Annotated in this window: 9 protein-coding genes; 8 read left to right on the forward strand and 1 reads right to left on the reverse strand. The window is 38.2% G+C overall.

The features are described from left to right. The first annotated feature begins 169 nt into the window (after positions 1-169). The 6 genes from rhaB to V7121_RS05880 all read left to right on the forward strand — a co-directional run bounded on the left by rhaB (position 170) and on the right by V7121_RS05880 (position 10,124). Positions 170-1,588 carry a rhamnulokinase gene (gene rhaB, locus V7121_RS05855; protein WP_335495326.1) on the forward strand — a complete coding sequence of 473 codons (1,419 nt, stop codon included), beginning with the start codon at positions 170-172 and terminating at the stop codon, positions 1,586-1,588. Between the two features lie 21 nt (positions 1,589-1,609). Beyond that, positions 1,610-2,863, forward strand: a complete 1,254-nt coding sequence (gene rhaA, locus V7121_RS05860) for an L-rhamnose isomerase (RefSeq protein WP_335495324.1) — start codon at positions 1,610-1,612, stop codon at positions 2,861-2,863. Between the two features lie 269 nt (positions 2,864-3,132). Next, the gene (locus V7121_RS05865; RefSeq protein ID WP_335495322.1) at positions 3,133-4,158 is read left to right on the forward strand and encodes an AraC family transcriptional regulator; all 1,026 of its coding nucleotides are present in this window, start codon (positions 3,133-3,135) and stop codon (positions 4,156-4,158) included. Positions 4,159-4,323: 165 nt separating this feature from the next. Next, positions 4,324-5,592 (forward strand): glycoside hydrolase family 1 protein, encoded by a 1,269-nt coding sequence (locus tag V7121_RS05870; protein WP_335495320.1) that lies wholly within the window; start codon positions 4,324-4,326, stop codon positions 5,590-5,592. Between the two features lie 224 nt (positions 5,593-5,816). After that, positions 5,817-7,109, forward strand: a complete 1,293-nt coding sequence (locus V7121_RS05875) for an MFS transporter (RefSeq protein WP_335495318.1) — start codon at positions 5,817-5,819, stop codon at positions 7,107-7,109. A 102-nt stretch (positions 7,110-7,211) separates the two neighbouring features. Beyond that, the gene (locus V7121_RS05880) at positions 7,212-10,124 is read left to right on the forward strand and encodes a family 78 glycoside hydrolase catalytic domain (RefSeq protein ID WP_335495316.1); all 2,913 of its coding nucleotides are present in this window, start codon (positions 7,212-7,214) and stop codon (positions 10,122-10,124) included. Between the two features lie 283 nt (positions 10,125-10,407). On the opposite strand, the gene V7121_RS05885 is transcribed toward V7121_RS05880, so the two are convergent. Next, entirely contained in the window at positions 10,408-11,340 is a 933-nt protein-coding gene (locus V7121_RS05885; RefSeq protein ID WP_335495314.1) for an LCP family glycopolymer transferase, read from the reverse strand. A 270-nt stretch (positions 11,341-11,610) separates the two neighbouring features. On the opposite strand from V7121_RS05885, the gene V7121_RS05890 reads away from it, so the two are divergent. Together V7121_RS05890 and V7121_RS05895 are read left to right on the forward strand one after the other, a co-directional pair. Beyond that, positions 11,611-12,363: a YveK family protein gene (locus V7121_RS05890; RefSeq protein WP_335495313.1), complete on the forward strand. Its 753-nt coding sequence runs from the start codon at positions 11,611-11,613 to the stop codon at positions 12,361-12,363. Next, complete coding sequence (locus V7121_RS05895; protein WP_335495537.1) at positions 12,353-13,033, forward strand: CpsD/CapB family tyrosine-protein kinase; 681 nt, start codon at positions 12,353-12,355, stop codon at positions 13,031-13,033. Before V7121_RS05890 ends, V7121_RS05895 begins: the two co-directional genes overlap by 11 nt. Positions 13,034-13,173: the final 140 nt, after the last annotated feature.

Below are 13,173 nucleotides of genomic sequence, written 5' to 3' on the forward strand. Positions count from 1 at the left end.
GCTTGCAGATGATCCTCAGTCTGCAAGTTTTTCTATTATGTAACGAGGTAATGAATCCCTTATTGGCAAATAAGGACAATAAATTAGCCGAATCACGATATAGGAAAATCGTATTTTTCTAGTAAGATAGAGATATCAGTAAGCGTTTCCAAGCGAGAGGTGATTGTTAATGACAAAATACAGTATTGCTGTTGATATTGGTGCTTCAAGCGGCCGGCTTATTTTAGGCTACTTAGAAAATGGATTATTAAAACTAGATGAAATTCATCGTTTTGAAAACCAAATTGTGAAAAAAGGTGAATCCTATTGCTGGGAAGCCGATACACTTTTTCAGGAAATCAAAAAAGGACTAAAAAAGTGCAATGAACTTGGTATTAAACCGGATAGTATCGGAATCGATACCTGGGCTGTTGACTTTGTGCTATTGGATGAAAACGATCAGCCATTAACAGAGGCAGTCTCTTATCGTGACCCTAGAACAGACGGAATGATGGAGCAAGTTTTTGAAAAAATCATGAAAGAACGCTTGTATCTAGAAACAGGCATCCAATTCCAAAAGTTTAATACGATCTATCAATTGTATTCCATGAAACAAAACTCACCAGAAATCTTAAATAAAGCAAAATCATTTTTAATGATTCCCGATTACTTCAATTATTTGCTTACCGGAAAAAAAGCAAACGAATACACCAATGCTACATCTACTCAATTAGTCAATGCTTTTACAAAAAAGTGGGATCATGACTTATTAGATGTGCTAGGAATCAATCAAGAAATGTTCCAGGAAATTAAGACACCTAAAACGATCCTCGGAAACTTAAAAGAAGAACTAGTTTCAGAGTTAGGCTTTGACTTGCAAGTGATTCTACCGGCCACACATGATACTGGTTCAGCTGTTATTGCAGTACCAGAAGAAAATGAAACAATTTATATTAGTTCAGGTACTTGGTCGCTGATTGGCGTAGAAAACTACTTCCCAATCTGTGTTACCAAAGCACTGGACTACAATTTCACCAATGAGGGCGGAATTGATTATCAATACCGCTTCTTAAAAAATATTATGGGCCTATGGATGATTCAAGAGGTACGACGCAACTACAATAATGAATATTCCTTTGCCGAGCTGGTTGATTTGGCGAGAGAGGCTAAGGACTTTAAGGCTGTGGTTAATGTAAATGATGACCGTTTCCTAAAACCTGAAAACATGATTCAAGAAATCATGAACTACTGTGTGGAAACAGGTCAGCCAATTCCTAGCACACCTGGTGAAGTCGCAAAATGCGTATATGATAGTTTAGCAGTCAGCTATCAGGATGCCGTTAACGAAATCGAAGAAATTTTTGAAAAGCGATTTGAAAAAATCAATGTCATCGGCGGCGGCTGCCAGAACGAAATGTTAAACCAACTTGTGGCTGATGTAACAGAGAAGGAAGTTTACGCTGGACCTGTTGAAGCGACCGCCATCGGAAATATCGTCGCTCAGTTAATGGCGCTCGATGAAATCCAAAATATAAAAGAGGCTCGTAACATTGTGAAAAATTCTTTCGAAGTTAAAAAATATTTACCCACTGCACAAATTACAAACTAATAGATAGAGAGGAAGAATGACATGTCTGTTCAAGAAAACTACGAACTTGCTAAGAAGGCTTATGAAAAATGGGGAATTAATGTTGATCAAGTAATCGAGACTTTAAAAAATGTTCCGATTTCGATTCATTGCTGGCAAGGTGATGACGTGGGCGGATTCGAAGTAAACCAAAAAGAACTATCTGGTGGGATTTCCGTAACAGGGAATTATCCTGGTAAAGCGTCAACGCCTGAAGAATTAAGGGCTGACTTAGAAAAAGCACTTTCCTTGATTCCTGGTAAACATCGAGTTAACTTACATGCTATTTATGCGGAAACAAATGGAGAATTCGTGGAAAGAGATCAATTAGAACCAAAGCACTTCGAAAACTGGGTGAAATGGGCAAAAGAAAATGGTTTAGGATTAGACTACAACCCCACATTGTTTTCACATCCTAAAGCAGATGATGGCTTAACTCTTTCTCATCCAAACGAAGAAATTCGCGAGTTCTGGATTAATCACTGCATTGGCAGCCGGAAAATTGGTGAGTATTTTGGAAAAGAGCTTGGTTCACCAGCATTAACAAACATTTGGATTCCAGATGGCTACAAGGATATTCCAAGCGACCGCTTGACACCTAGAAAGAGATTAAAAGAATCATTAGATAAGATTTTTGCTGTTGAAGTAGATGAAAACTATAATCTTGATGCCGTGGAAAGTAAAGTATTTGGACTTGGCTCAGAATCTTATGTGGTTGGTTCACATGAATTTTATCTAAATTATGCAATGAAGAATGATAAACTCTGCTTACTAGATACAGGGCACTATCATCCAACTGAAACAGTATCCAATAAGATTTCATCGATGCTTTTATTTAGTGAAAAGCTTGCTTTGCATGTTTCAAGACCTGTTCGTTGGGATAGTGACCATGTCGTTATATTAGACGATGAATTAAAGGAAATTGCTTTAGAAATTGTTCGAAATGATGCGTTAGACCGTGTCATCATCGGACTTGATTTCTTTGATGCAAGTATTAACCGTGTCGCTGCTTGGACAATCGGTACACGTAATATGATTAAGGCATTACTTTCTGCCATGTTAGTTCCAAACGAGTATTTAAAACAACTTCAAGAAGATGGCAACTTTACCGAAAGATTAGCATTAATGGAGGAATTCAAAACCTATCCATTTGGCGCAGTCTGGGATTACTATTGCGAAAAAATGGGTGTACCAGTAAGAGAATCTTGGTTAGAAGAAGTAAAAGCGTATGAGCAAGAGGTTTTATTAAAGCGATAAGTAGAGTTATGTGGGAAAGACTCGATTAGGAGATTGAAAAACTCTTAATCGAGTCTTTCTTTTTATAGATACGACGGTTCATTGTCTGAGGATGGAATGCAAATAGGGTTCAAAGGTAACTAGTAGAAGCGACTAATGCCCGTTGAGGTAGAAAAAAGGGTCCAACGGTAACTAGTAGAGGGATTTTCATTTACAGAGATTAATACGTACTTTAAACTAGTTTTAAACTAACAAGTAATATAATTTTTTAATGATAGAGGTGGCTTCATATGAAAAGTGATGATTTACGGTCTTTACTTCATTCCAACAACACCAGGGAGGCACCCAATTGGGATGTTATAAAAAACACCTATCATCCAGAACAGGTAAATGTAGTTAATGGACAGCCTGTTTACAATTTTAGTATGATTTTTGATCCCTCTATCAATCCGATTGAAGATAACATTTTCATATCTCAGGGTCCCGTTGCTGCGTTCGTGCCAATGCATATTCATGAATATATTGAACTAATCTACGTCTATCAAGGTAAATGCACGGTCATCATGCAAGATCATGAAGTTAATATTACTGAGGGCGGTACGATTATGATTGACAAAAATACCCCTCATACAATAAAAGAAATATCAACATCTGATATCGTTATTGAGATGAAACTAAAGCATGACTATTTATCTACCGGTTTCCTTAGCCGATTTACCAATAAAAGTATTATCTCGCAATTTTTGATTGATTCCTTAATCGATAGTCGAAGGGCCAATAACTATTTATACTTCCCTAGTGAAGTACATTCAAAGGTTGTTGGTATTATGGAGCAAATTATGTGCGAGTACTTTGAAAAGGATGTATTTACGTCGGAAATGATTGATGCGTATCTTTTCATCTTGTTTACTGAATTAATTCGCCACAGCAATAGCTCGAACACCAACCAGAAAGATGATTTAAAGCAAAAGGATGCGATGGTACTAGGGTTTCTAAAATATATTGATGACCATTTTAAAGACTGCAGCTTAACGGAATTAGCGAATCACTATAAATATCATCCAAACTATATTTCTGCTGTTCTTAAAAAAGCTACAGGTAAATCCTTTAAGGAGCTTCTTCAGATTCAAAGATTAAATAAGGCTGCTTTATATCTAACAAACTCAGATCTCTCTATTCCGGATATTTCTGAGGAAGTGGGTTATTCAAGTTTATCTTTTTTCTATAAAAAATTTAATGAAGTTTACCTCCAAACACCAAAAGAATATCGGGATTACAAGTCTCAAAATTATATGGATCAAAGTCACATCATGTAGTGAAACCGCCTAATCAGCGGTTTTATTTTTTGTGAAATTGTGTGGTGTTATTAAAATCTTTGATTCGAGCAATAAACCCCTTTGTTTTTGATATTAAATATTCTGAAAACGCTTGCTACAATATAGGTAATCAGCAGGATATAAGAAGACAAGGAGTGTTTTAAAATGGAATTTCATTTTCCATCCAATTTTCTTTGGGGTTCTACAACAGCAGCATATCAAGTGGAAGGGAATAATTATAATAGCGATTTCTGGGCGGAAGAACATGCGGATGGCTCACCTTATAAAGATAAATCAGGGGATACCATTGACCATTACCGGCTGTATCGAGAAGATCTTGCCCTTATGGCCAGTCTAGGCTTGAATACTTACCGGTTCTCGATCGAATGGTCACGAATCGAAACCGAACCAGGGCAATATTCACGTTCAGCCATCGAGCATTATCGGGAAGTTCTTGAAACCTGCCACCAACACGGAATCACACCTGTCGTTGCTATGCATCATTTCTCGTCACCTAAATGGCTGATGAGACTGGGCGGATGGTCTAGCCCGGAGGTTCCTGATCGTTTTGCTAAATATTGTGAAGTGGTATTCCGTGAATTAGGGCATTTAATCCCATACGCATTGACAATGAATGAGATTAACCTTCCAGTAATGCTCCGAGAGATTTTCTCGAAAATTGGTTTTATTCCACCAGTCGGGATTGAAAGGGATGCTTGGGTGGCTCCGAAATGGAGAGAGTCCGCTGCAAAATTGTGTGGAACCACCATTGAAAATTATTTTACATTCCATATGATTTCAGATGAGTCTTCTATCAAAATATTAAAAGAAACACATCTGAAGGCACGTGAGGCCATTAAGAGGATTCAGCCCAATACCAAAGTAGGTTTATCGATGGCTCTATCAGATATTCAGTCGATCCCGGGAGGAGAGGAGTTGGCTGAGCAAAAATGGCATAGTTACTTTAGACAATATTTGTTGATGATAGAAGGCGACGACTTCTTCGGTCTACAAAATTACACAAGAGAGGTTTACGGACCTGAAGGGCAAGTGAGGCCTGCTGAAGGGGCAGAACTAACCCAAATGGGATACGAGTTTTACCCTGAAGCACTTGGAAATGTGATTCGTAAGGTTTCAAAAGATCTATCCATTCCAATTATCATTACAGAACACGGTATAGCTACAGATGATGACACACGCAGGGTGGAATTCATCAGTAAAGCTTTAGAAGGTGTTCAGGCTTGTATAAACGAAGGGATTGAAGTCAGAGGCTATCTTCACTGGACTACTTTTGATAATTTCGAATGGCAATCTGGTTACTCAATGAAATTTGGCCTTATTGAAGTTGACCGCACCACACAAGAACGAAAAGCAAAAGAGAGCGCACGTTGTCTGGGAAGTATTGCAAAAATGAACTCATTCGTTTCTAACTAAAATTCTTGGGACTCCGGGTGCTGCTCGTGGGCGAAAAAGAGCAATTCTTTGATTAGCACAAGAAAATTGTTTAAATTTTATTAAATATTATTCTTTGAAACCGCTTGCTGATTTTAAAGATAAAACAACTTTAAAGGAGTGGTCCCTCTTAAATAGTATTATTTGTTTTAACCCAAAGCGTTGATTTATTTATTAAAGCGTTTAAATTATAGGGGGTTAATAATATGGAAAATAGTATGTTGAAAAAGACACCTTTTGGAAGATTAATCGTTGCAGCTATGCTTGGAGTCGGTACATCAATCGCTCCATTAGTATTATTGAGTTTTGGACTTTCTACCTTTATTGTTATCAGAATTGTTGGACAAGAACATGCAACCGCAGCCTTTGCTACAGCCACGGGGATTTCCGGTATAGCAGTTGTCATTTTTGGACTTTTTAGCGGTGTGATAGCAGATAAAACGCGTTTAAAAATGGGAAGAAGAAGATTTTGGATGATTGCAGGTAGTATTGGGGGAGCACTTTCAATGTTAGCCCTTACCTTTGCTACATCCATTCCGATGTTTATTATTTCTATATGTCTAGTGAATTTCTTTTATGGTATGGTTTCACTCTCTTGTTATGCAATTGTTCCTGAACAGGTAGAACCAGAGAAGTTTGGTCGAGTTTCCGGGTTAATCGGTGGGGCTGCACCTGCCTTCGTAATGACTGGTCAAATGGTGATGGGAGCTTTTGCAAAATCTACACTTGAGGAAAAGATGATTACAATTATTATTGTTCAACTGATAGGTGGAATAGTAGCCGCCCTTCTGATTAAAGATAATTATTTTGCCGGGGCAGCAAAGGGTGAGAAAAAGTCAATTGGAATTGGTGGTTTCTATCCAAGTTTTAAAAAGCATCCTTCCTACACCTGGGCGTTATTAACAAAGTTGTTTATAAACTTTTCAAATGCTGGTATGGGAATGTTAACCCTTTTCTATATCACGAGATTCCATTTAAGTGAAACAAAAATTTTTCAATTAATGGCTCTTACGGCTCCAGCGATCATGCTAATGGTCGTAGCAGGTATCCTTGGTGGTTTTCTATCAGATAAAGTGAAAAAACAAAAGCCGTTTGTAATGGGGGCCGCCCTTGTAACAGGAATCTGTTTAATCGCCTTTGCTTTCTCGTCTAACATTACCTGGGTTGTTGTCGGTAACTTTATCTTCAACTTTGGTTTTGGGATGTACGGTGCAGTGGACAATGCCCTGGTAAACCGAATTCTTCCTTCTAAGGAAAATGCAGCAAAAGATATCTCGATTATGAATACAACAACTAGTTTGTCATCAACACTAGTGAATTTTGCAGCACCTGCGATAATTGCTTTAGGGACGAGTTTGTTTGGCGGAGATGGTTATACACTCTTCTTCTTGGTACTTGCTGTATTCTCTATCCTTTCTGCCGTTGTAGTCTTGCCAATTCCTGAAATGAGATCCAAAACAGAAAGTAACCATGATTCAACAAATGAAATCGTTATTTAATTAATTACTGTAAAATAAAACGAGGGATGAATGTATACCGTATACAATCATCCCTATTGTCTTTAAGTATCAACAAGGTAATGATTGAAAGGAATTAGAAAAATGACCCTATTAAAAGTAGAAAATTTAACCTGTGAATACCGAAAAAACCCACTTGGAATTGATATAAAAAGACCACGGGTAAGCTGGAAAGTTAAATCAGACCGCCGCGGAACCATGCAACAGGCATATCATATTCAAGTGGCGTATGAAGAGGATTTTACCGAAATCATTTGGGATACAGGAATTACTGAATCTGATGAATCCATTCACATTGAATATGGAGGGCCAGAATTAAAGTCTAAAACAAGGTATTTTTACAAAGTAAAGGTCCGGGATAATTTTAATCGTGAAACAGAGTGGAGTGAAACAGCTTGGTTGGAGACAGGTCTGTTATCCCCTGAAGATTGGCAAGCAGAATGGATCACACCCGATCCTGCAGGAATCAATCCACTGAGCGAGCCCGCTTTTTTATTAAGAAAAGAATTTACACTAAAAGCCGGTATTAAGTCAGCCCGTATTTATGGCACTGGTGTTGGGTTATATGAACTATATTTAAATGGAGAACGCGTCAGTGATGAACTTCTCGCGCCTGGTTGGACGAGCTATCATAACCGGCTCCAATACCAAACGTATGATGTGACCAAGCAGCTTCAGGATGGTACAAATGCTATCGGCATTATCTTGGCTGACGGCTGGTATAAAGGAAATCTTGTCAGGGAAAATAACCGCAATATTTATGGAAACAGACGAGCTGCTTTCTTCCAAATCCATGTAACCTATAATGATGGTACAGAAGAAGTCATAGTAACCGACAATACATGGAAAGCCTCAACAGGGCCTATTGTGTTTTCGGAGATTTACCACGGGGAAACGTATGATGCAAGACTTGAAAAAGAAGGTTGGAGCCAATCCAATTATAATGAGCAGGATTGGAGTGGTACGATTATTCAAGAAATGCCTAATACCCAGCTGGTGGCACAAGAAAATGTCCCCACTCGTGTAACAGAAGTACTAAAACCAATTGACACTTTTGTAACCCCTGCGGGTGATACCATATTAGACATGGGTCAAAACATGGTCGGTAGAATTAGATTGAAGGTGAATGCTCCTACTGGAACCCGTATTGTCTTAAAACATGCAGAGGTTCTAGATAAAGACGGGAATATTTATTTTGGCAATCTAAAATTTGCAAAGCAAAAGGTAGAATATATTACAAAAGGTGAAGGACTTGAATCATTTGCTCCACATTTCACGTTCCAGGGATTCCGATATGTAAAAGTGGAAGGTTTTCCGGGACAGGAAAACGGTTTGCCGCTTGAAAACTTCGTGGGTGAAGTTATTCATTCGGATATGGAGCGGGTTGGGGAATTCGAATGTTCAGATCCGTTAGTTAATCGGCTTCAGGAGAATATTGTTTGGGGGCAAAGAGGGAATTTCGTAGATGTACCGACAGATTGTCCGCAGCGAAGTGAACGGTTGGGGTGGACAGCGGATGCACAAGTCTTTATTCCAACTGCACTTTTTAATTATCAAGGTGGTCCATTTTTTACAAAGTGGCTCAGAGATTTGAAGGCTGATCAGCTTCCAGACGGCAATGTTCCGTTTGTGATTCCAAATGTAGAAGGTGGAAAGGGTTCGGCCGCTTGGGGAGATGCTGCGACAATTATACCATGGACTGTTTACCAAACTTACGGAGATAAACGTGTACTAGCTGAGCAATATGACAGTATGAAGGCATGGGTGGAATATATCCGCAGACAGGGAAAGAACGAATATCTTTGGGATACAGGTTTTCATTTTGGTGATTGGTTAGCCTTAGATGCCAAAGAAAATAGCTTTGTTGGTGCCACGGCAAAAGACTTTATTGCCACCGTATTTTATGCTCATTCAACTAGGATTCTTAGAAATGCCGCAAAGGTACTTGGGAATGTGGAGGAAGTTCACGAATATAGTTTCTTATTAGACAAAATAATTGAACAATTTAATCATGAATTTATCTCACCATCAGGCAGACTAGTGTCACCAACACAAACAGCCCATGTCATTGCGCTAATGTTTGATATGGTTGAAGGAAAAGCCAAAGACCGGACAGCCTATGAGTTAAACCAACTACTCATTCAAAATGATTATCATTTGAACACTGGATTTGTCGGGACACCTTATATCAGTTTAGCGCTTTCCAAAGGCGGATATCATGAAACAGCCGTCAAATTATTAATGAAGGATGATTTCCCATCCTGGCTTTACCAAGTAAAAAAAGGTGCGACAACCGTTTGGGAACATTGGGATAGCATTAAGCAAGACGGTTCGTTCTGGAGTGACCAAATGAACTCTTTCAATCATTACGCCTACGGTTCCATTGGAAATTGGATGTATAAAGTCGTAGCAGGGATTGATATGGATCCTGCATTATCAGCATATAAGAAAATAAAGATCGAACCAAAATTTGCAGGAATTTCGTTTACTCAAGCAAAAGCTGTCTTTGAATCCATGTATGGAAGGATTTTATCCTCTTGGAACCTAACAAATGAAGTAGTAGAAGTTGAGGTTGAAATTCCTGCTAATACAACTGCAGACATCCTTTTACCTAGAGCTCGTCTCAAAGATGTTCGGGAAGGAAATAAACCATTGGCTTCAGGGGACATTCATTCCTATATGGAAACAGTAGATGGTGTACGACTCACTGTAGGCTCTGGATTTTATCATTTTATGTATCGAAACGAGGGTGGATTGAAACCAAGCTTTACGGATGATACACCAATTATTGATTTCCTGGATTATAATGAGGTAGTTGCTGTTTTAGAGAAATTTGCCCCTGGTATCACCAAACCACCTGCTATTTTTTCAACAAAAGCTAGAAGCTTGAAGGAATTGGCAGAATTACAAGAGGCGGACCTAACAGTTGATAAGGTTAAAGCCATTATTGAGGAGTTAAAAGCGCTGGAATTGGAAGCTGTACTAGTAAATAAATAGATTAAAGAGGTAGAACCAAAAGAGACGCTATTCGACGATCTTTTGGGGCAGCCTCTTTTTGCGGTTGTTGGTGGATTTGTTAATATATCCTGAATTTTTTTCTATAATAAATTTAATGAAGACGCCTAAAGAATATCGCGATAACAAGACTAGTGGTAATGTAAAAAAATGACTTGGTAAATCCGCCTAATTGGCGGTTTTTTTGAATAAAAGTATACTTCCTCTATATGCTCAATTCTTTAATTAGAGCGGGATAAGATTCATGCAGGGGGTAGCTGTTTTTCTATAAATTATCCTTTAGCATTTTGGTGACTTTTGCTCTTTCTTCATTGGATATCTTTAAATAGTATATTCCGCCGATTTTTGCTCCTGTTCCTTGAATTTCATATTGTGAGATATTGTTTATGCAGGAGCGATAGTTTTTCTGTATATTCATCATGTCATCGAAGGTCATGTTTGTTTTTACATTATCACCAAGGGCCTTAAGTATTTCATTAAAACGGGTGATAGAAGAAATGCTTGTAGCCTTGGTGATTATTGCCTTAATAATTTGCCGCTGACGTTTATTTCGGCCGAAGTCGCCATCAGGATCCAAGTGTCTCATTCGAACGTATCCCAGTGTTTTATCTCCATTCAGCTCGATGTTACCTTTTTTATAATGAAACCCTTTTTCATAATATCCCTCATCGAACCAGTCCAGTTCATTATAAACCGTAACCCCTCCAACAGCATTCACCAGGGCTTTCAATGCTCTCATATTGACACGAATATAATAATCCATTTGTACGTTAGTAAAGTTTTCAACAGTTTCTATTGCCATTTTTGGTCCGCCAAAGGCATAGGCATGATTGATTTTATCAATTGTACCATGGCCAATAATTTCTGTTCTAGTATCACGAGGAATGCTTACCATTTGCATTTTTTTATTTCTAGGATTCAATGTCATAACAATTAAGGTATCGGAGCGGCCCTTGTCTCCAGCCCACTCGTCTACTCCCATTAGTAAAATGGAGATTGGCTGGGGGGATTCCGAGGAAACGGCAGTCTGGTGGGCGGAACTAATTACTGGCTTGGTCTGTGGCCTGTTCATTTTTATAATTTCATGCATCTTAGTAGCTGTTTCTTTTGCGGAATCATATAAATAGAAGGCATATCCACCAATTCCAATTGCAATTAAAGCAACAACACATGTGATGATTACTATAGATTTCTTCATTCTCCTTTTCCTTTCCTGTAAACAGTGGACTTAGTAAACTATAAATTAATTACTGCCATCATAAGAAACACCTAGAAATTAATTAATAACAAGAGAACTACGGTTAATGACTATGCCAGTTAAATGCGGAATATGAGCCCTTAGTCTTGAAAAATAAAGACTTCCTACTTCCTATCTCAAACTATATCTTTAGGTCATCAAAACTATTGGACGGGAATAATTATGAAATAGACCCATGTCTAATTGCACCAATAAAATGGAGGTAGATCAATGGAAGAAAAGTTATCCATAAGAGAGGGATTTATGGTTTTTAGGAAATGGTGGTGGCTTATTCTATATTTGACTTTTGGAGCGGCGATACTTGCAGCCATAATTAGTTTCTTTGTCCTAAAGCCCGTATACCAAAATAGCTCGCAATTCATAGTGAATCAGAAGAATACCGCTCCTGGACAGGTGTTTTCTGAGAATGATATACGGACCAATGTTGAATTAATTAATACCTATAAGGCAATTATTCTAAGCCCAAGGATCTTGGACAGTGTCACTGAGGAATTAAATTTGAAGATGCCAAGTAATGATCTAGTGGAAAAAATCGAAATATCTAGTGCAGAGAGTTCTCAGGTTGTTACGGTGTTAGCGACAGATAATGATCCTATACTTGCAGCCAATATTGCCAATACAATTGTTACCACTTTCCAGACAGAAATCCCCAATCTGATGAATGTTGATAATGTTAAAATTTTATCCGTTGCAGAGGTGCCATCTAATCCAAAACCTGTTTCTCCAAATAAAGTGCTGAATATCGCTGTTGCCATGATATTAGGCGCCATGGCAGGTGGGGGAATAGCCTTTTTAATGGAATACTTAAATAACAAAATCAAAACAGAAGATGATATTTTAAAAAAATTGCAGATACCTGTTCTTGGTATAATTTCCCACGTCGGGGAGAAAGAAATCTCCAACAACGATGCGGCTGAATCTGTCAAAGATGAAAAAGGAGTGGTGCTTGGTGATGCCTCGTAAGAACCGACCTAATTATTCACAAATACGTTATTTAATTACAAAACTGAGTCCACGTTCCCTTATTTCTGAACAGTACCGTACAGTCAGAACAAATATACACTTTGCATCAGTGGGGGAGGGAGTACAAGTCATACTCGTGGCCTCAGCCTCTCCTGGGGAAGGGAAATCGATGACAACAGCAAATCTTGCTGTTGTCTACGCTCAGCATGGCAAATCGGTTCTGATTATTGATGCAGATTTACGGAAGCCCACTGTACATTATACCTTTCGTGTGGATAATTCTCAGGGCCTTAGCAATGTGCTGATTGGTGAGAAAACACTCAATGAGGCAGTTATTTCAAGTGATGTGGATAATCTGGATATCCTTACCAGTGGTCCAATTCCGCCCAATCCATCTGAACTGCTTGATTCAAAAAGAATGAAAACTTTACTTGAAGAAGCAAGGGGGCTGTATGACATCATTTTGATTGATACGCCTCCCATTTTAATTGTGACAGATGCAAAAATTCTAGCTAATTTATGTGATGGATCTATTTTAGTTGTTCGTAGTAAATGTACAGAAATTGAAGCTGCACAAAAAGCCATAGAAGCACTAAAAGCTGCGGATGGAAAGATTCTAGGAACAATATTAAATGACTCGGACAAGAAAAAATCCTACTACTATTATTGAGATTCTTTATATAAAGATAAAAAAGTGACTTCCCAGACCGAAGTCACTTTTTATCCTAGTGAGTAAATAGTCATATCTATAAAAATTCCTTCATAGATTAAATTAGTCTATGGGAGTAACTGATCATGAAAATAGAATTG

It is taken from the genome of Neobacillus drentensis (assembly GCF_036962125.1).
Classification (GTDB): Bacteria; Bacillota; Bacilli; order Bacillales; family Cytobacillaceae; genus Neobacillus; species Neobacillus drentensis_B.